Source organism: Bizionia argentinensis JUB59, assembly GCF_000224335.1.
GTDB lineage: Bacteria > Bacteroidota > Bacteroidia > Flavobacteriales > Flavobacteriaceae > Algorimicrobium > Algorimicrobium argentinense.
Genome location: NZ_AFXZ01000037.1, coordinates 35,028 through 55,295, shown reverse-complemented (window position 1 = coordinate 55,295; position 20,268 = coordinate 35,028). Strand labels below are relative to the sequence as shown.

Genomic DNA, 20,268 nt, shown 5'->3' with positions numbered 1-20,268 from the left:
AGTAACACGCTATGTGTTACTGGATTTTTTAGTTATAAATATATAAATATTTTATTCTTCCTCTTCAGTAGCTGCGGGTTCCGCCTCTTCTTCAAAATCTAATAAATCATTTTTCTGAAGTAGGTTATACCACTGAATAATTTTCTTAATATCACTAGGATAAACACGATCCTCATCATAATCAGGCAAAATTTCAAAGAAATATTCTTCTAATTTATCCTTACTCTCTTTATGACTGACAGTTGTTTCGTTACCCGATTCCTTCTCTTTAATTAATTTCAGAACCTCACGTAATGGTTTTTCTTCCGTAAGCGTGTAAATAGCAATTTCACTTAATATGCTTACATTATGATGCACACCAACAGATATTTTCTTGCCATCCAATAAAGATTCAGCAACAAAACCACCTCGTGTTTGGGCAATCATTTTATACAACCCTGGTTTTCCTGCTATTGATAATACTTTTTCTAAACTCATATTTTCATTTTAAAGTGGACAAATATCAAACGTTTACCTATGTTAAACAAATATTATCGTTTCTTTTTTTGATTTGGAAAACGCATTCTATAATCCACACTAATTTTTCCTTTGGAAATATTTGATAATCTGCTTTTTATCAAACGTTTTTTTAATGATGACAATTTATCCGTAAATAGAATTCCGTCAATATGATCGTATTCATGCTGAATAACACGGGCAATTAAACCATCGAAGGTTTTGGTATGCTTTTCGAAATTTTCATCATGAAACTCCATAATAATAGTTGGTTTTCTAAATACATCTTCGCGAACGTCCGGAATACTTAAACAGCCTTCATTAAAAGCCCATTCATCGCCTGTTTCTTCCAAAATTTTGGCATTTATAAATGTTTGCTTAAAATCTTTTAAATAGGCCTGTTCTTCTTCTGTAAGCGCTTCGTCATCAGCAAAAGGGGATGTGTCGACCAAAAACAATCTAATATCCAGACCCACTTGTGGCGCAGCAAGACCAACACCAAAGGCATTATACATGGTGTCATACATGTTATCTAATAGCTCATCCAATTTTGGGTAGTCTTTAGTTATTTCTTTTCCTACTTTTTTTAAAACAGGATCGCCATAGGCTACAACGGGTAATATCATGGATTTCGATTTCTAAAAATTCAGTGCAAAAATACAATTCTTCTTATAGATACGCATAAAAAAACTCCTTAAAAAAGGAGCTTGGTACTTTATCAATTAAAATTTACCTGTTCTTAACAGAAGACACGCCTTTCTTTTAAGACAAATAAATTGATTTTTCCATTTAATTTTAGTTGAATCTTTTCAATTAAGATATCTTTCTTTTTGGCCGAAACTTTAAAAGAATTTGTTTTTAACTCTATAAATAGTTCTGAAACTGGCTCACTATTTTCAATAACTTCTTTTTTATTTGAAGTTTCTGCTTGCATACTTGCTAAACTTAATAAGGTAAAAAATCCTACTAGTAAAAACTGCTTCATTTTTGATTTACTTTTTTTGAACAAATCAAATATACTATCGTTACCTAGCAGAAACAGAATTAATTTGTTGAAACAGAAGGTATATTCGTTTATAAGGTAAAAACCATTATTTCATCGATAAACGTATCACAGATAAACATTTAAAATTGGTGTTTCATCGATATATAATAAAATGCATCCATGTTGTTGGCATAACCCAACTCTTAAAAAAGAGCTTTATAAGATATTAAGGTGAATTTAAGACATTATTGAAAACCAATAAATTAAAATTATTGTCCACTTTTTATTTAGAATACAAATAACTTTGAAGAATTAAAGTGGCACTAATTTCATCAACCAAGGCTTTATTTTGGCGCTTTTTCTTGGACATACCGCTATCTATCATAGTTTGAAATGCCATTTTTGATGTAAAACGTTCATCCACCCGTTTTACAGGAATTTGGGGAATTGATTTTTGTAACTTTTCTAAAAACGGTAAAATAAGCACTTCACTTTCAGAAGGATCATTATTCATTTGTTTAGGTTCGCCAACAAGGAATAATTCCACCGATTCGATTTTAACATAATCGATTAAAAAGCTTATAAGCTTCTTGGTGTCTACTGTTGTTAAACCAGATGCTATTATTTGAAGTTCATCTGTAACAGCAATCCCTGTTCTAACTTTACCGAAATCTATTGCAAGTATGCGTCCCATATCTGGCAAAGTTACTACTAAAAATGAAATCTTAATCGGAAAAGCGCTTATTTAAAACGAATCAATTATCAAGAATTCAATTATAACTTTATCTTTGTGAAAAGAGCAGGAATCTAAAATTTAGGTTTTCAATTTTTAGTAAAAAATATTATGAAACAATTACAGCATATAATCGAAGATGCGTGGGAAAACCGCGAATTATTAACCGACAAAGTAACTATTGATAGCATAAGAAGTGTTATTGATTTACTTGATGATGGAACTTTACGTGTTGCTGAACCAACTTCAGACGGCTGGCAAGTAAACGAATGGGTGAAAAAGGCAGTTGTTCTTTATTTCCCAATTCAGAGAATGGAAACTTTTGAAGTCGGTATTTTTGAATATCACGATAAAATTCCATTAAAAACAGGTTATGCAGATAAAGGTATTCGAGTAGTACCACATGCTGTAGCACGTTATGGTGCTTATATTTCAAAAGGTGTAATCCTTATGCCGAGCTACGTTAATATTGGCGCTTATGTAGGCGAAGGTACTATGGTGGACACATGGGCAACCGTTGGAAGTTGTGCACAAATTGGCAAAAATGTACATCTATCAGGTGGTGTTGGTATTGGTGGTGTTTTAGAACCACTTCAAGCAGCACCAGTTATTATTGAAGATGGTGCTTTTATTGGCTCCCGTTGTATTGTTGTTGAAGGTGTACGTGTAGAAAAAGAAGCTGTTTTAGGCGCAAATGTCGTTTTAACCATGAGCACAAAAATTATAGATGTTACTGGAGACGAACCTGTAGAAACAAAAGGTGTAATTCCAGCACGTTCGGTAGTAATTCCAGGTAGTTACACCAAGAAGTTTAAAGCAGGTGAATTTCAAGTGCCATGTGCTCTAATTATTGGAAAACGTAAAGAAAGTACGGATAAAAAGACATCTTTAAATGACGCTCTACGTGAATATAATGTAGCGGTATAAATTTATTTTGCATTTCCGAAAGTTATCAGGATACGTTATCCTTTGCAATTAATAAAAACAAATAGATTTTTTGAAAATTTTAGTCATACAACAAAAAATGATTGGCGATGTGCTCACGTCTAGCATCCTGTTTGAGGCTTTGCGTGAGCGATATCCAAAAGCGCAATTGGATTATTTAATTAATTCGCATACCATGGCTGTTGTTGAAAACAATCCTTTTATTGACAACTACATACTATTAACGCCAGAAGTCGAAAAGCGCAAATCTGCCCTTTGGGATTTGGCGATAGCCGTTAGAAAGTCAAATTATGATGTGGTCATTGATGTGTATTCTAAATTATCCAGTAATCTGATCACCACCTTATCGGGTGCTAAAATTAAAATTTCTTATTATAAATCTTACACTAGCGTTTTATATACGCATAACATAAAACGACTTAAACATACAAATAAAGCTTGCGGTTTGGCTATTGTAAACAGGTTACAATTGTTAGAGCCTTTGGATATTAAAATACAAGCCGCTAAACCTAAAATTTATTTAACCTCTAAAGAATTAGAAACGAGTAAACAGTTTTTAATTTCTAAAGGCATCAGTCTAGAGAAACCACTAATTATGATTAGTGTTTTAGGAAGTGGTCCAAACAAAACATATCCATTTGAATATATGGCCAAGGTAATTGATCAGATTGTAGACAGCACCGATGGTCAGATATTGTTTAATTATATTCCGAAACAAGAAGTTGAAGCTCAAGCTATTTTCAACTTATGCCAACCTGAAACCCAGAATCATATTTATATGGATCTTTTCGGAAAGAGTATACGTGAGTTTTTAGCTTTAACGGCACATTGTCATGCGTTGATTGGTAATGAAGGTGGTGCTGTAAATATGGCAAAAGCGCTCAATATTAAAACTTTTACTATTTTTTCAACGTGGGTTGATAAAGCCACTTGGAATATTTTTGAAGAAGAAAACGTTAACGAATCCGTACATTTAAAAGATTACCAATCTAAATTATACAGCGGAAAAACTGAAAAAAAAGTAAAACCGCATGCCATGGATTTGTATCAAAAATTTACACCAGATTTATTCAAAATAAAATTAGATAATTTTCTAAAAAGCCTCTAAGTCTAATATGAAAAAATTAACAGCTATCATTTTAACCAAAGATGAAATTCATAATATTGAATCCGTAATTGCGTCAGTAAGTTTTGCTGATCAAATTATAGTGGTTGATAGTTTTAGCACGGATGGTACATTTGAAAAAGCAAAAAGCTTGAACGCAAGTGTTATTCAACGTAAATTTACTTATCATGCGGAGCAAAAAAACTGGATTATTCCACAAGCTGAATATGAATGGGTTTTAATTGTGGATGCCGATGAACGCGTGACACCTGAATTGCAAGCTGAAATAATTGATATCCTAAACACAGAACAAAAACATGCGGCATTTTGGATTGGTAGAATCAATCACTTTATGGGAAAACGCGTAAATTATAGTGGTTGGCGTAATGATAAAGTTATCCGATTATTTCAAAGAGATTTATGTTTATATGAAGACAAGCTCGTTCATGAGGAAATGATAGCGGAAGGTTCTGTTGGCTTTCTTAAAAATAAACTTTATCACAATACCTACACCACGATCGATGCATATTTTGAAAAAATGAATCGATACGCGACAAAACAAGCTGAAGAATATGATAAAAAAACAGATAACTTAACGCCTTATCATTTCGTTATTAAACCATTTTGGGGTTTTTTTAAGCATTATATTGTTCAAGGTGGCTTCAGAGATGGCGTAGTTGGTTTAACCATTGGTTTTATTCAAGGTTACGTTGTATTTATGCGCTATGTTAAACTATGGCTATTACGGAGAAACCTAAAGTAGTTAAGCCTTTTTTCTCCAAAAAAAGATCTTATTTTTAATACGTCTTTTTCTATGAAAACGCTCTTGAAAAGCCTCTGTTTCAGCCCACATCAAATCAAAAACTTGCTTATAGCTATATCCACTTAATTTGGTATATTCATCACTCATGACTTTAACCATGGATTTATGAATTGTTAAACGAGCAAAGTTTTTAATACGTGTTTCAAAATCCATTTCGCCAAATTCCATCCGATTTAAATCCACTAAATAAAATTTATAATTCCCATTATGGATCTGAATAAGCGTATTTCCAGGCGAATGATCTAAAAAATTTACACCTGCCTCATGCAATCTGAAGGTAAATTGCGTGAAAGCGCGCAGAATAGCTTCATGATTAGGCATGTTAAAATCGAATGTCAGTTCTCGATACGTTAAATCGTATGGTAAATGTTCACTAATATAATAGCTTTTTCTGAATAGCAAAAGTGTTTTCTGCTCGTAGAAAGCAATGGGTTGCGGTGTACCGATTCCTAGCGCCAATAGACGATTTCCATATTCAAAAGAACGTTGCGCTTTACTTTTTCTAAAAAAACGATAGGCAATTTGATTCACCAAATTAGGAATCTTAAAAGATTTTACATTGATAGTTAATCCGTTTAAATCGTATAATTTAAGCGAGTTCCGATCTTGATTTCCAAAGTTTTCTCCAGTCGTTTCGTAGTTTTCAATATAACTTGTAAGCTGTTGTTCATCCTTCTGAAACGCCTTATGCACTGTATAATTCATGTTACAATATTACAATATTTATTTTGTTTTAATTATGAATTAAATTAGCAGTTCAATCGCAATTTATATATTTTGCACCAAAGCTACAGCTATGCGTACAATTTGTTTAGAGTCACATAATATTGATAATTTATTCTTCGGATTTGGTCAGTTTAACTATCATTTAATAAAAGGATTTTATAATCATCAAGATATTCTGAAAGCTTTAGATGTTGAAATTACATTAATCAGCAAACATCCCGAAAAATTAGAAAAAGAATTTGGACAGACATTTTGCTATAAAAAATACAATTCTTTACAGCGAAAAAAAATCTTCAGAATTAAAAAGGCATACAATTTATGGCATTCTTTAAACCAGAACACTAAAATAGAACCTTTTAAAAACATTCCTTATTTATTAACCGTTCACGATGTGAACTTTATGGAAGAATTATCAGGAAATGATTTAAACAAACGAATAAGGCTCTTTAAAGACAAACTACAACGCAGTCATGCCATTACCTATATTTCAGAATATGCCAAAACCATGACACACACCTATTTTAAAGTACCTGACATTCCAGAGTATGTTATTTATAACGGGAGTTCTAAACCTAAAGAAATTCCAGAAAACCATATTCCAGCCTTACTTCCAAAAGGAGACTTTATCTTTACCATAGGGGAAGTTTTAGAAAAAAAGAATTTCCATACTTTGGTTGAAATGCTGGCTAATCTTCCCGAATTAAATCTTATTATTTCTGGAAAAAACACCACTGATTATGCTAAAGAAATTAAGAAAAAAGTTGATAAACTACAACTTGAAAACCGTGTGTTTTTAACGGGAAAAATCTCTGAAACAGATAAAGCTTATTATTTAAAAAATTGTTACGCCTTTTGCTTTCCTTCCTTACGGGAAGGTTTTGGTATTCCGCCAATAGAAGCTATGCAGTATGGTAAACCAGTTTTTTTATCAGATAAAAGTTCACTTCCTGAAGTTGGAGGTGAACATGCATTTTACTGGGAGCATTTTGAGCCTAAATATATGGCAGACATTCTTCAAAATGGCATGAAAATTTATAATGAAGACCAAATCGATTACAGCGAGAAATTACAGCAACATGCCAATTCGTATTCTTGGGACAACACGGCTAAACAGTATTTAAATGTTTACAGAAGTCTACTTAAATAAGTATTTAAAATATTGACCTAAATTCTTTTTAGCAATAAAGAATTTTGAAGGCATGATCCTGTCTAAATTGATGTTTGTACGAATTTTTTCTATGGTATTCCCTTCACAGAACTCCAAATGTTTCCATTTTTCTGGTTCGATATAAAAGAAATTTTCACGAATTTTATAGTTGGACTTATTAGTGGTTCGCCATTTATCCAAAAAAGCTTCTTTATCTTGAACTTCAATATTATGTCCCCAGTTATCCAATTTTAAAACTAACTCCGCTTCATCTCTAGCAATACTTTCGTGAAGTAAAATGTTTTGGGTATAAACAATACGTTTACGAGTGTTTCTAGCAACTTTATAGTTGGGGTAATTTGTTGCTATAACCCCCCGTGTTGCCTTCTTTATAAACAACACACCATTATCGGTGTATTTATATAAGTTGATTAAAAAGGCTGCAATTTGAATGTTCTTTTCTTCAGGGTTATCCAAGTAACTGTCAAAACGTCTTAAGTCTTTAACAAAATTAGCAAAATCGACAAAATACTCATCACTATCAATTTGAACCAACCAATTACCGATACCCATTTTTAAGGATAACATGTGACGTTCGCGATTATCATTTTCAATAGCGATTAAATTCGAATCATAGAAATCATCTTTATATAATTGTATTTTATTATCAATATCAAATTCTTTTAACCATTCAAAAAAAGCCGGATCTACTTCGAAGGTTTCACCAGACCAAGTTCGACTTTTATAATCTATAGCAATAAAAATAGCATCCGCTTCCTGATAAACTGGTGGAATAGATTTTTTTAATTTATCGTAATCATAAGAGAGTAAAAAACCAACATGTATCTTTTTCATGGAATATTTTTTACAAATATAGTTTAAGCCATATAAATAACTACTTTTGTTATTAAAATTGTCCAAAAATGCCTGTCTTAACTGTAATAATGCCTGTTTACAATGGCGAAAAATTTCTTAAAGAATCCATTGACAGCGTCTTAAATCAAACCTTTACAGAATTCTCCTTATTAGTATTAAATGACAATTCAACCGATTCGACTGCTGAAATTCTTAAAAATTATAAAAGGCAGGACTCCCGGATTTCCGTAATAACAAAAACTAAAAATGAAGGTCCTGCAAATTTACGAAATGAAGGTATACAAATAGCAAAAACCGACCTAATAGCTTTGTTAGACGCAGATGACATTGCGCTACCAACTCGTTTTGAAAAACAACTAAAATATTTAAACGCACATCCAGAAGTGGGCGTTTGTGGTACTTGGTTTTCCTTTTTCGGAAACAGAAAAGAAAAAGTCGTGAAACATGAAGTTTCACACGAAGCTTTACTCATACAGTTTTTGCATAGTAGTGGCATTGGAAACCCAACTGTTATGTTCAGAAAATCGGCTTTAGGCAACTTACGCTTTGAACAGCAATATGTGCCTGCAGAAGATTATGGATTATGGAGTCAGCTAATTTATAAAACGCAATTTCATAATATCCCAGAATCCTTATTAAAATACCGTTGGCATGATAATAATATAAGTCAAACTAAAGAAGCGAACCTCCGAAAGTCAGAGGTATTAATAAAAGCAAAACAAATGGAACAATTAGGCATTCCTAAAACTGATCCTAATATTTCATTTTACATCCATGCCGTTTCATTGAAGCGGAAACAATCATCTGGAGATGTAATAAAAACCATTCATGCCGCTCATGACTTACTGAAACGTAACAAACAACTAGAGGTTTATAATAAAGAGTTATTTAAAAAACATATAGACCGCAATATTAAAAGGAGCATCAGAAATGCAATAGGATATAATAAAGCATTTTATAAATTTATAAAAAATGATTCTACCTTTTTTGACACCTTAAAAATGGCCGACAAAATCATTTTATACTTCAAATGTCTATTGTGAAAATTGATATTTTAATAAGCGCTTATAATATTTAAATTTGGTTTTAAAATCGGCTTCACAAAAGTATGTTTTCATGAAGCTTAATTGGTTTTCGGTAAGCTTTTCATCTGCATTTTTTAATTTTAAAACTTCAAAAGCAGCCGCATTTCCTAAAGATTTTATTACTTTTTTAACATTACTCGTTCTAGATTTTGGAATGGCATCCGTAACTTCCTTAACATTTAAGTATGAAGAGTAATTTTTAAAAAAATCGGACTGTAATGAATACACACCATCTTCATGTACCCGATAAACAGCGGATTCAAAATCCATAAAAACACCTTTTCCTTTTTGTAGCAAAACAATATATAAGGAGTTGTCTTTGGCGTATTTAAAAGATTTTAAAAGTTCTAAATTTAAAGCTTCTCTTTTAAAAACGGCCGTTAAAGTCAAGGTGCAGTAAGGTGAAAATATATTATAATAATCAATAGTCGTGTTTTCTTCTTTTTGATCCCATTTATTAGGCAAAAAGCTACTTCCATTAAAAGTTTGATAATTAGTCCAAGAGATCACGAAATCAGCATTTAATTCTAAAAAATCAACTTGTTTTTGAAGCTTTAACGGGTCTGTCCAATAATCATCACCTTCACATAACGCAATGTATTTTCCACGGGCTTTCGGAAAAACAAAGTTTGGCCATGGTTTTATATGTTTAGAATATTGATTTTCACTTTGTAAAATAGTAACTATGCGATTGTCCTTTTCTGCGTATTCCTTTATAATTTCAGCAGTGCTATCCGTAGAAGCATCATCATGAATAATAATTTCTATTGGAAAACTTGTTTTTTGAGCTAAAAACCCATCTAAAGTCTCTTTTATATATTTTTCATGATTAAAAGTAGTGCAACAAATTGTTAATAAGGGCTCCATTTATTTAATTTGTTTTTCTAGCAGGGTTTCCAACTAGAACACAATTGTCTGGGAAAGATTTTGTTACATTCGATTTTGCGGCAATTAAACAATCGTTTCCCAAGGTTATACTTAATGGCATAATAAGTGAATTCATTCCTAACAAGGTACGTTTGCCAACGACACTATAAGATCCAACCATAGCAAAAGAAGACATGTAACAAGCATCTTTTAAAACTGAATGATGAGCCATATAACAGTTGAAATCTAAAATACAATCATTTCCTAAAACACATTTCGTACTAATCTTTGTGTTTAAATGAATTAAACAACCCTGCCCTAAAATAGCTGAATTACTAATAAATGCTTGAGGATGAATTAAATTGGGAGTTAGTGCTCCTCGGTCTCGGAGTTTGCTTGCAATATCATTTCGAATTTTATTATCACCCATCGTTACAGCAAAATTTTTGCCCGTAATATCTTGTTGCAAAAGATTTTCAGTAGTACCAATTATCTCAACACCAAAAACAGTTTCACCTACCCTATCAGAACTGTAATGATAAAGGCCTTTAACTTCATAATCACAATCTTGGGCTAATTCAATTATAACTTCGGTATAGTTTCCTACGCCTAGTAGATAAATTTCTTTTTTCAATTTAATTTAAACTTTTATGGATCAAACGACAAATCTGTAATACATCGTCTTCCTTCAAATCAAAATATAATGGCAAACATAATATTCGTTTTGAAAGGGATTCTGAAATAGGCATAGATTCACCGTTTAAGTAAGAGACCGTATTTAAAGAAGGGTAAAAATAACGTCGCGGGAAAATAGATTCGCCATTTAGTACATTTTTAACCAAATCCAAAATATCTTCAGACAGGAAAACTACGGGAAAATACGCGCAATTGTAAGCTGTGTATTCTCTAATTTTCTGAAACTGTAATTGGTCCGACACTTTTAAATTTTCTATATATACGTTATAAAGCTGGTGTCTGCGCTTCAGGATTTCATTAAAATGTGGAAAAACTGCTAATCCCATAGCAGCTTGAAGCTCACTCATTTTTGCGTTGATACCTAAACCATGGAATTCTTCCGGACCATTATGTCCAAAATTGTGTTTGTAATATAAGGTTTCAAAAAGCTCTAAGTCCTTTGTAAACATTGCGCCTCCTTCTCCTGTATGGAAGATTTTAGTTGCGTGAAAACTACAAGTACTAACATCGCCATAATTAAAAACACTCTTCCCTTTATACTCCACGCCGAAGCAATGAGCCGCATCATAAATGACTTTTATATTGTACTTTTGTGCAATTTTATCCATTGCCTCAATATCACAAGGGTTTCCAAAAACGTGTGTTGCAATAATTCCAGAAGTTTTTGCGGTAATTTGCGCTTCTATTTTTGAAGGATCTATATTAAATGTCTCCGGATCAATATCCGCAAAAACGGGTTTGCATCCTTCCCAAGCAATAACAGAAGAGGTGGCTATGTAACTAAAGGGCGTGGTAATAATCTCGCCTGTAAGGCCTAATGCTTTAATAGCTATTTGCAAAGGTAGAGTGCCATTTGTTGTTGCTATCATATATGGAATATTAAAGGTTTCTTTAATTTTAGATTCCAATTCCTTGACTAAATCACCTCTATTTGTAATCCATTGTGTATCCCAAGACCTCTTCAATAATGCATTATAATCTTCTTGCTTAGGCAAAAATGTTTTAGTAACATGTATCATGAAGTCGCTAATTGTTGGATTTGGTGCCAAATTACAAATATAATTCGTTTACAATTGGTTATCAATTATTATTTTTGCTGAATGACAGATCATATAAAAGAATCCTTAATCGTCTTAAAATCTGGAAAAACAATCCTCTACCCCACCGATACTCTTTGGGGGTTAGGTTGCGATGCCACGAACCCAAAAGCTGTATCTGAAATTTACAAACTTAAAAATCGTATAGAAACCAAAGCTCTAATCTGTTTAGTATGCAGTATAGGTATGCTTAAAACCTATATTAAAGAAATCCCAGAAGCAGCCCTCGGATTTTTAAAAACCGCGACAAAACCAACCACAATTATATATAATAACCCGCGTTTAATTGCTACCAATCTAGTAGCTCAAGATAATACACTAGCAATCCGGATTGTTGAAGAAGGTTTCGCATACGAATTAATAAAAGCCTTTAATAAACCTCTTGTTTCTACATCAGCGAATATCAGCGGTAATAGTGCTCCAAAATCATTTAAAGAAATACATGCGGACATTTTAAAAGATGTGGACTATGTTGTAAATTTGCAAGACGAAAAAACGGACGCTGAACCATCAACAATAATTAAAATATTAGAAGATGGCACGGTTAAGATTATAAGACCATAAAACTTCAAATTTTAAGTACTAATTTTCAAAATAAACTTTGGAATGTCGTGCTTAAATTTTGCCTGGCTTTAACAGACAGGGAATTTGAAACCCATGAATTACAAAAACGCATTAGATCATTCTATATTTAAAATAATTTCAAAATCTGCTCAAGAACTTCAGATTGATGCTTATGTTATTGGTGGATTTGTACGTGATTTCCTTCTAAAACGTGGCAATCCAAAAGACATAGATATTGTAGCCGTTGGCAGTGGTATTGAGTTAGCCAGACAGGTTGCTCAAAACCTACCTAATAAACCTAAAGTGCAAGTTTTTAAAACCTACGGCACCGCCATGTTGCGTTTTGAAGATATTGAGATTGAATTTGTAGGCGCTAGGAAAGAAAGTTATAACGAAAACAGTCGCAATCCCATTGTGGAAAACGGTACTCTAGAGGATGATCAAAATCGCCGCGATTTCACTATAAATGCATTAGCATTAAGTTTAAATAAGTCTAGTTATGGCGATTTACTCGATCCCTTTCAAGGAGAACTAGATTTAGAACACAAAATAATTCGTACACCACTCGACCCAGATATTACGTATAGTGACGATCCTTTACGAATGATGCGTGCCGTTCGTTTTGCCACACAACTCGGATTTACTATTGATTCTAAATCTTTGGATTCAATTTCAAAAAACAATCACAGAATAGAAATTATTACTAAAGAACGGATTGTTGTTGAGCTTCATAAAATATTGGAATCACCTAAACCATCTATCGGATTTTTACTTTTAGAACAAACAGGTTTATTAAACCAAATTCTACCAGAACTAACCGCCCTTAAAGGTATTGATGAAATTGAAGGCCAACGACACAAGGACAACTTTTATCATACGTTGGAAGTGGTGGATAACATATCTAAAAACACCGATAACGTTTGGCTTCGTTGGGCTGCTCTATTGCACGATATTGGAAAAGCACCTACAAAACGATTCCATAAAAAAATTGGTTGGACGTTTCATGCGCATGAATTTGAAGGCTCTAAAATGGTCTATCGTTTATTCAAACGTTTAAAAATGCCCTTGAATGATAAAATGAAATTTGTTCAAAAAATGGTTTTCATGAGTTCAAGACCTATTGCGCTTGCTGATGATATTGCTACGGACTCTGCAGTTAGACGTTTGGTTTTTGATGCTGGCGACAATGTTGAAGAATTAATGATTCTTTGTGAAGCCGATATTACCACCAAAAACATTAAGAAGTATAAAAAGTATCATGAGAACTTTAAAAATGTAAGAGATAAAATCGTAGAAGTTGAAGAACGCGATCAGGTTAGAAACTTTCAGCCACCTGTTTCGGGGGAAGAAATTATGGAAACATTCGGTTTAAAACCATCACGAGAGATTGGCACTATTAAAGAAAGTATCAAAGAAGCTATTCTGGAAGGTGATATTCCAAATGAATACGAAGCAGCTTTTCAACTCATGCTAGAGGAAGGCAGACGCTTGGGATTAACGAGAGTTACAACTGACAAATAAAATATTAAAACTTTATAAATCATGAAAAAAGACAACAAAAACGTCATTTATTGGCTAATTACTGGTTGCGTACTCATTTTTATCATGGTGGTTGTTGGTGGTATCACCCGACTAACGGATTCTGGATTATCCATGTCGGATTATAAACTTATTACTGGCACTATTCCTCCATTAAATGATGCCGAATGGCAAGATGCTTTTGCTTTGTATCAGCAATATCCTGAATTTCAAAAATTGCATTCACATTTTACTTTAGATGATTTTAAAAGTATTTATTTCTGGGAATGGTTTCATCGGGTAATCGGTCGTGTAATAGGATTGGTTTTTATTATTCCATTTTTATATTTTCTGTTTAAAAAACAACTCACAAAAAGAACTATCAAAAAATGTTTGGTGCTTTTAAGTTTAGGCGCTTTTCAAGGTTTCCTAGGTTGGTTTATGGTAAAAAGTGGTTTGGTAGATAACCCTAATGTGAGTCACTACCGACTTTCTGCGCATTTAACAACGGCATTCTTAACATTTTGCGCTACGCTTTGGGTAGCTTTAGATTTAATTTATCCGAATAAAAAACCGATAAACAAAAAATTCAGAAACCTCATCATTGTAAGTTATGTGGTTCTCTTGATTCAAATTATTTACGGTGGTTTTGTAGCTGGTTTAAAAGCGGGATTATTGCATAATCATTGGCCGCTTATGAATGAAGGTGAGTTTATGCACTATACCGTTTATATTTTAGATCCGTTTTATAAAAACCTAATTGAAAACCCAAGCGGTATTCAATTTATTCATAGAACTTTAGCATATTTAGTTGTAGGTTTTATATTTGTTTTATGGTTTAAAGCGCGCGAAATGACACTCACTAAACTTCAAAGAAGCGGTATTGATTCCCTATTAATTCTAGTCGGTTTTCAGTTTTTATTAGGCGTATTAACCATCATTTATGCAGTTCCCTTATGGCTAGGAGTAGCACATCAAATTGGTGCTTTTTTCTTACTTTCCGCTATGACATTTACGCTTCACCGATTTAGCAAATAATATTAAAATAACTACCTTTGCGCCATAAATAAGATTATGATATACAGATTTCGAATAATATTAGATAACGACACGGACAAGGACATTTTACGCGATTTAGAAATTCGTGAAACTGATACCTTGGAAGACCTACATAACACCATTACCCAATCCTTTGGTTTTGACGGTTTGGAAATGGCTTCTTTTTATGTGTCTGATGACGAATGGAATCAAGGTGAAGAAATTTCATTATTTGATATGAGTGAAGGGTTAAATCCTGTAAAACTCATGAGTGAAACTTCTTTAAATGAAGTAGTTGGCGACTCCAGAACCAAATTGATCTATGTATACGACTTTTTAAGCATGTGGACATTTTTAGTAGAACTTGCCGAAATTGTTGAAGAATCTGAAGGTGCAGATTATCCAAACTTGATGTTTGTTCACGGACAAGTACCTGATAATGCTCCGGAAAAAAACTTTGAAGCTGAAAATTTTGACGACTATAATGATGAGTTTGAAGATGATTTAGATATCGATGATTACGATAATTTAGATTTTGATGAAAATTGGAATTAATCTTCCTTTTCATCTTACAGACAAGTAATAAATAAATTAAAAAGCATTCCTAACCGAATGCTTTTTCTATTTTAGCCTGTAACAAACTAGAGAGTTATTCGTCATACATGTAATCAATAATCAAAACCAAGACCATTTTGGAAACCATCCTTAATATTAATAATCTTACCAAAAAATTTGGCTATCTCACAGCTGTAAATAATTTATCATTCACCATTAACAAAGGTAATGTCTACGGGATTTTAGGACCTAATGGCAGCGGAAAATCTACCACGCTAGGCATTGTTCTAAATGTGGTAAATAAAACCTCTGGCGATTTTAGCTGGTTTGGTGGCAGCACCTCAACACACGATGCGCTTAAAAAAGTAGGTGCTATTATTGAACGCCCTAACTTTTATCCGTATATGACGGCGTATCAAAACCTAAAATTGGTTTGTAAAATTAAAGGTGTTGATTATAGCAAAATTGACGAGAAATTAGAACTTGTTAAACTATTAGATAGAAGGGATAGCAAGTTTCAAACCTTTTCTTTAGGAATGAAACAGCGTTTAGCCATTGCTTCCGCATTACTAAACGATCCAGAAATTCTTATTTTAGATGAGCCCACCAACGGATTAGATCCGCAAGGTATTCATCAAATCAGAAGTTTGATACAACTCATTGCAAGTCAAGGAACCACCGTTCTATTAGCTTCTCATTTACTAGACGAAGTGGAGAAAGTGTGCTCGCACGTTGTAGTTTTAAGCAAAGGAAAAAAATTATATTCCGGTCGTGTGGACGAAATGATATCTAGTCATGGGTTTTTAGAACTGAAAGCGGAAAACACTATTAAGCTTCAACAGTTCCTAGAAACAGAAAAAGTGTTTGGTGAAATTAAAGTTGAAGGCGATTTAATCACTGCTTTTTTAGATGAACCGATGGATGCTAAAACCGTTAACAAACTACTTTTTGAAAACGGAATTATTTTAACCCATTTAGTGAAACGAAAAGAGAGTCTCGAAGAACAATTCTTGCAACTAACAGACAACAACTAACCCAACAAAATCAACTTCATGTTACGACTGGTCAATTTAGAACTACAAAAACTGCTTTTAAGCAGAACCAATATAATCCTTATATTTATATCATTTATATTACCCTTTACGGTTTTGATATTATCATCAATAAAAATTAATTTTTTCGGATTTTTCACGATGGAATTAGGTGAATTAGGTATTTTTAACTTCCCCATAATTTGGCATATTACAACCTTCTTTGCTTCCTATTTCAAGTTTTTCTTTGCAATTGTGGTTGTTAGTATGATTGGCAATGAATACAGCAATAAAACCATTAAACAGAATTTAATAGATGGTTTAAGTAAAAAGGAATTTATTTTATCCAAGTTTTACACCATTATATTTTTCTCCCTAGTTGCCACTGTTTTAATTGCGGTTGCCTCATTTTTTATCGGTTTATACTATTCTAGCTATACAGAAGCGAGTATAATCTTTAGAGAAACGGAATTTTTACTTGCTTACTTTATTAAGCTTGTTGGATTTTTTACGCTTTGCTTATTTTTCGCTATGTTATTAAAAAGATCTGCATTTGCATTAGCCTTTTTATTCGTACTATATATTGTAGAATGGTTAATATATTGGGGCGCCTATAATATACTTGGATCCTCCGAAGCTGCTTTTAAAGTTAAGGGTTTCTTACCTTTAGAATCCATGTACAATTTAATAGATCAACCATTTCAACGTCTTATGATAACTAAATTTCCAGATAAGGCTGATTTAGCTTACGATTACGCCGTTCATTGGTATGAAATTGCTATTGTTTTAGCTTGGATAGCTATACTTGTGTTTTTATCTTTAAAATTGTTAAAAAAGCGCGATCTATAATTTTCTATTGTAGATGCCATTGACGACTCTAGTTGTCTGGACAATTACAAGATAGTCCTATGTTATAAGTCATTTCACTCTAAAACGTTACTTATTTGAAAAGTTTTTTAAAATTAAAAGTTTGCTTGTTTTTTATATATTTGATCACATATAATTCAAACGCACAGGCTCCTACAGATTGTGTTGACGCCATTATCGTTTGTGGAAACTCTGAAATTAACTTAAATGTTGGTGGAGTGGGCATGCAAGAGCTTACGGGTTTAAACAACTGCGACAGCGAAGAACATAATAGTCTATGGCTAAAGGTTACGCTGGTAACTGATGGAACTTTAGGTTTTATACTTACACCTAATAGTACCGATATCAATGAAGATTACGATTTTTTCGTATTTGGCCCTAATTCGGTTTGTGGTAATTTAAGTCCTGCCATTCGCTGTTCAACAACCAATCCGCAAGCAGCAAATCAAGGAAATAATTTAACAGGAATGAGAGATACGCCATCAAATTTAACTAGCGGTGGACCTGGTCCCGTAGGTGATAGTTTTGTAGAATGGTTGACTGTTACTGCCGGAGAAACTTATTTTATTGTAATAGATAGGCCAATTGGTAACAGCTCGTTTAATTTAGAATGGATTGGAACTGCTCAATTTGCAAGTCCTCCCACAAATGAAGCTAGCAATATCCCAGGAACTAATACTCTGAATTTAGAAAACTGTGATATGATTACGCCTAAAACTGATGGTCAAACAACTTTTGATTTAAGTGTTAACACTAAACAAATTATAGGAAGTCAAATGAATGTTAGCGTAGACTACTTCATTTCTGAAAGTGATGCCAATATCAATGTCAACCCTATCACGGGATTGTTTACAAACATCATTAATCCTCAAGAAGTTTATGCTAAAATAACCAATGATAATACGGGATGTTTCGAAATAATTCCTTTTAAACTTACTGTCTCTCCTGGTCCCGACTTCAGTGTTCCTTCAGACTATAATTTATGTGATAATTTTGATGATGGTGATGCTTCTAATGGTCAAATTATTTTCGATTTAGCATCAAAAGATGAAGAAATTTTAAACGGACAGAGCGCTTCTGAATTAAATATTTCTTATCACAATTCCCAAGTAGATGCAGATACTGGCACAAATCCACATCCAGACAGCTATTACAACCAAACCCCTTTTCAAGAAGGAATTTTTGTAAGAATCGAGAATGTATTAGAAACAAGCTGTTATAGTACCACATCGTTTAATCTAATTGTTAACCTCTTACCACTAGCTTCTAATAGTAGCTTGCTTCAATGTGATGAGGATGGCAATAAGGACGGTAGAACCGCTTTTAATTTGGATGAAGCTTTCGATGCTTTATCAGTAAATTCAACAATTGCTTCAATTGAATATTATACAAACCAAAGCGATGTTGAAAATGGTTCCAATATGCTAGATGCATTAGGTTATATAAATACATCCAACCCTCAAATAGTTTTTGCCAAAATTATTGATAACACGACGCTATGTTTTAGCGTGGCAGAATTATCTTTAGAAGTCAGTACCACACAAATAAACAACTACCAAGCACCTGAAGTCTGTGAGGATATAGACGCCGAAGACGGAATTCATACTTTCGATTTAAATACGATTACAACTGCTATTCAACAGGACAATAATGTAGCCTTTCCTATAACTTATTATGATACCTATAAAGATGCATTATTGGAACAAAATCCATTAATAACACCATACGCCAACTTAACGCCTTATAATCAAGTTATATATTCTCGTGCTGAAAATAATAACGCTTGTTATGGTATTGGGGAAGTAGCTTTAACCGTTACTGCAAGACCTAAATTAGCGCCTAATGAAACAGTATTATATTGTTTAAACACATTTCCGCAGAATATCCTTTTATCTGCTGGCATTGTAAACGATTCACCTAGCAATTATACATACGTTTGGTCTTCTGGAGATACAACCAACCGTATTTCTATAAATGAAATTGGTACGTATACAGTAACGGCAACTAATAGTTCTGGTTGTACTCAAACGCGATTCATTACTGTAGAACCTTCAAATATTGCTACTATTGAAACTATTAACGTCCAAGATGGACAACAAGACAATAACACAATAATCGTTATCGCTACTGGTGAAGGCGAATATGAATTTGCCCTTTTTGATGCTGCAGGATCATTATTTGCAGATTATCAAACGAGTAATGAATTTACTAACGTTTCACCTGGAATTTACACAGCTAGCGTTCGTGATATTAAAAATAATTGTGGTTTAGTGAATTCCATGGTTTCTGTAATAGGCTTTCCAAAATTCTTTACACCAAATGGCGATGGCGCAAATGACACCTGGAATATTAAAGGAATATCAGAGCATTTTCAACCGAATTCTCGTATATTAATCTTTGATCGCTACGGTAAATTATTAAAAGAACTAAACCCTACAGGCAATGGATGGGACGGCTCGTACAATGGCCAAACCTTACCAAATGACGATTATTGGTTTTCGGTAAAGTTACAAGATGGTAGAATATTTAAAAGTCACTTTACCTTAAAACGCTAAAATTTAGAATTCTATTTTTAAACTATAACATCAATTCACTTCACCAATTATCCGTTTATACGATATTCCATTTAGTGCATACAATACTTCTTTAGGAGATTACTCCAATTGAAATATTTATATGGTTTATTAAAACACGTCTTGTTCTCAATAAATATATATTCGCGTAAAAATGGAATTGTGCTTTCTTTTTCATAAATTTAGTAGATCAGTTGTTAACCATCAGTCTTATATTCTTCCAGTATCTATTAAGAATTAAAGCGGTTATAACGATTGATTTGATGAGTAATAATGATATATTATTTTAAAAATTAGAATTACTGAGGAACACACCTTTTTGAAAGTGACAATAATATTCCTTGGCATAAAAAACCCATGAAGACCTATAAATGAAGACTATAAATTAGAACCTGAAACCTGTTTATAGAAACTTCGTTTAAACGATTTCAACTTACCCCTAAACCTGCAACTTGACACAAACCAGCGTTTCAGCGAATAACTTCGTATTTCATCTGGTTTTTATTAATAATTTTACAAAAAATTAGTCTCTTAATTTTATA

At 32.9% G+C, this 20,268-nt stretch carries 21 protein-coding genes; 12 read left to right on the top strand and 9 right to left on the bottom strand.

Annotated elements, in window-relative coordinates:
* Nucleotides 1-51: 51 nt before the first annotated feature.
* From BZARG_RS10655 to ruvX, 4 genes are all read right to left on the bottom strand, one after another.
* A complete protein-coding gene (locus BZARG_RS10655; RefSeq protein WP_008638147.1) occupies nucleotides 52-477 on the bottom strand; it encodes a DUF5606 family protein in 426 nt (141 codons plus the stop codon).
* A 53-nt stretch (nucleotides 478-530) separates the two neighbouring features.
* Nucleotides 531-1,121, bottom strand: coding sequence for a peptide deformylase (gene def, locus BZARG_RS10650; protein WP_008638209.1), 591 nt, complete (start codon nucleotides 1,119-1,121; stop codon nucleotides 531-533).
* Between the two features lie 113 nt (nucleotides 1,122-1,234).
* On the bottom strand, nucleotides 1,235-1,480 hold the full coding sequence (locus tag BZARG_RS10645) for a hypothetical protein (protein WP_008638168.1): 246 nt from the start codon (nucleotides 1,478-1,480) through the stop codon (nucleotides 1,235-1,237).
* Between the two features lie 283 nt (nucleotides 1,481-1,763).
* Nucleotides 1,764-2,174, bottom strand: a complete 411-nt coding sequence (gene ruvX, locus BZARG_RS10640) for a Holliday junction resolvase RuvX (RefSeq protein WP_008638188.1) — start codon at nucleotides 2,172-2,174, stop codon at nucleotides 1,764-1,766.
* A gap of 150 nt (nucleotides 2,175-2,324) precedes the next feature.
* Here ruvX and BZARG_RS10635 point away from each other — a divergent pair, with 150 nt between their 5' ends.
* The 3 genes from BZARG_RS10635 (at nucleotide 2,325) to BZARG_RS10625 (ending at nucleotide 5,026) form a co-directional block, all read left to right on the top strand.
* A complete protein-coding gene (locus tag BZARG_RS10635; RefSeq protein ID WP_008638159.1) occupies nucleotides 2,325-3,140 on the top strand; it encodes a 2,3,4,5-tetrahydropyridine-2,6-dicarboxylate N-succinyltransferase in 816 nt (271 codons plus the stop codon).
* A gap of 70 nt (nucleotides 3,141-3,210) precedes the next feature.
* Nucleotides 3,211-4,266 carry a glycosyltransferase family 9 protein gene (locus BZARG_RS10630; RefSeq protein ID WP_008638144.1) on the top strand — a complete coding sequence of 352 codons (1,056 nt, stop codon included), beginning with the start codon at nucleotides 3,211-3,213 and terminating at the stop codon, nucleotides 4,264-4,266.
* A gap of 7 nt (nucleotides 4,267-4,273) precedes the next feature.
* Complete coding sequence (locus BZARG_RS10625) at nucleotides 4,274-5,026, top strand: glycosyltransferase family 2 protein (protein WP_008638201.1); 753 nt, start codon at nucleotides 4,274-4,276, stop codon at nucleotides 5,024-5,026.
* Here BZARG_RS10625 and BZARG_RS10620 read toward each other — a convergent pair whose 3' ends face one another.
* Nucleotides 5,027-5,791: a lipopolysaccharide kinase InaA family protein gene (locus BZARG_RS10620; protein ID WP_008638204.1), complete on the bottom strand. Its 765-nt coding sequence runs from the start codon at nucleotides 5,789-5,791 to the stop codon at nucleotides 5,027-5,029.
* Between the two features lie 91 nt (nucleotides 5,792-5,882).
* Here BZARG_RS10620 and BZARG_RS10615 point away from each other — a divergent pair, with 91 nt between their 5' ends.
* Nucleotides 5,883-6,959, top strand: coding sequence for a glycosyltransferase family 4 protein (locus tag BZARG_RS10615; protein ID WP_008638171.1), 1,077 nt, complete (start codon nucleotides 5,883-5,885; stop codon nucleotides 6,957-6,959).
* On the opposite strand, the gene BZARG_RS10610 is transcribed toward BZARG_RS10615, so the two are convergent.
* The gene (locus BZARG_RS10610) at nucleotides 6,948-7,814 is read right to left on the bottom strand and encodes a hypothetical protein (protein WP_008638158.1); all 867 of its coding nucleotides are present in this window, start codon (nucleotides 7,812-7,814) and stop codon (nucleotides 6,948-6,950) included. The genes BZARG_RS10615 and BZARG_RS10610 overlap by 12 nt on opposite strands.
* 68 nt (nucleotides 7,815-7,882) lie before the next feature.
* Here BZARG_RS10610 and BZARG_RS15310 point away from each other — a divergent pair, with 68 nt between their 5' ends.
* Complete coding sequence (locus BZARG_RS15310) at nucleotides 7,883-8,878, top strand: glycosyltransferase family 2 protein (RefSeq protein ID WP_050807304.1); 996 nt, start codon at nucleotides 7,883-7,885, stop codon at nucleotides 8,876-8,878.
* Here the strand turns inward: BZARG_RS15310 and BZARG_RS10600 are convergent.
* The 3 genes from BZARG_RS10600 to BZARG_RS10590 are packed head-to-tail and all read right to left on the bottom strand — an operon-like array spanning nucleotide 8,870 to nucleotide 11,502.
* Entirely contained in the window at nucleotides 8,870-9,787 is a 918-nt protein-coding gene (locus BZARG_RS10600; protein ID WP_008638154.1) for a glycosyltransferase family 2 protein, read from the bottom strand. The genes BZARG_RS15310 and BZARG_RS10600 overlap by 9 nt on opposite strands.
* A gap of 4 nt (nucleotides 9,788-9,791) precedes the next feature.
* Entirely contained in the window at nucleotides 9,792-10,421 is a 630-nt protein-coding gene (locus BZARG_RS10595) for a PglD-related sugar-binding protein (protein ID WP_008638211.1), read from the bottom strand.
* A gap of 1 nt (nucleotide 10,422) precedes the next feature.
* A complete protein-coding gene (locus BZARG_RS10590; protein WP_008638150.1) occupies nucleotides 10,423-11,502 on the bottom strand; it encodes a DegT/DnrJ/EryC1/StrS family aminotransferase in 1,080 nt (359 codons plus the stop codon).
* A gap of 81 nt (nucleotides 11,503-11,583) precedes the next feature.
* Here BZARG_RS10590 and BZARG_RS10585 point away from each other — a divergent pair, with 81 nt between their 5' ends.
* From BZARG_RS10585 to BZARG_RS10555, 7 genes are all read left to right on the top strand, one after another.
* Nucleotides 11,584-12,144 carry an L-threonylcarbamoyladenylate synthase gene (locus BZARG_RS10585; protein WP_008638197.1) on the top strand — a complete coding sequence of 187 codons (561 nt, stop codon included), beginning with the start codon at nucleotides 11,584-11,586 and terminating at the stop codon, nucleotides 12,142-12,144.
* Between the two features lie 93 nt (nucleotides 12,145-12,237).
* A complete protein-coding gene (locus BZARG_RS10580) occupies nucleotides 12,238-13,665 on the top strand; it encodes a CCA tRNA nucleotidyltransferase (protein ID WP_008638206.1) in 1,428 nt (475 codons plus the stop codon).
* 21 nt (nucleotides 13,666-13,686) lie between these two features.
* Entirely contained in the window at nucleotides 13,687-14,700 is a 1,014-nt protein-coding gene (locus BZARG_RS10575) for a COX15/CtaA family protein (RefSeq protein WP_008638148.1), read from the top strand.
* Between the two features lie 36 nt (nucleotides 14,701-14,736).
* Nucleotides 14,737-15,255, top strand: coding sequence for an IS1096 element passenger TnpR family protein (locus BZARG_RS10570; RefSeq protein WP_008638182.1), 519 nt, complete (start codon nucleotides 14,737-14,739; stop codon nucleotides 15,253-15,255).
* Between the two features lie 137 nt (nucleotides 15,256-15,392).
* Nucleotides 15,393-16,289 carry an ABC transporter ATP-binding protein gene (locus BZARG_RS10565; protein ID WP_008638191.1) on the top strand — a complete coding sequence of 299 codons (897 nt, stop codon included), beginning with the start codon at nucleotides 15,393-15,395 and terminating at the stop codon, nucleotides 16,287-16,289.
* A gap of 18 nt (nucleotides 16,290-16,307) precedes the next feature.
* A complete protein-coding gene (locus tag BZARG_RS10560) occupies nucleotides 16,308-17,135 on the top strand; it encodes an ABC transporter permease subunit (protein WP_008638174.1) in 828 nt (275 codons plus the stop codon).
* Nucleotides 17,136-17,230: 95 nt separating this feature from the next.
* Nucleotides 17,231-19,708, top strand: a complete 2,478-nt coding sequence (locus tag BZARG_RS10555; protein WP_008638217.1) for a T9SS type B sorting domain-containing protein — start codon at nucleotides 17,231-17,233, stop codon at nucleotides 19,706-19,708.
* Nucleotides 19,709-20,268: the final 560 nt, after the last annotated feature.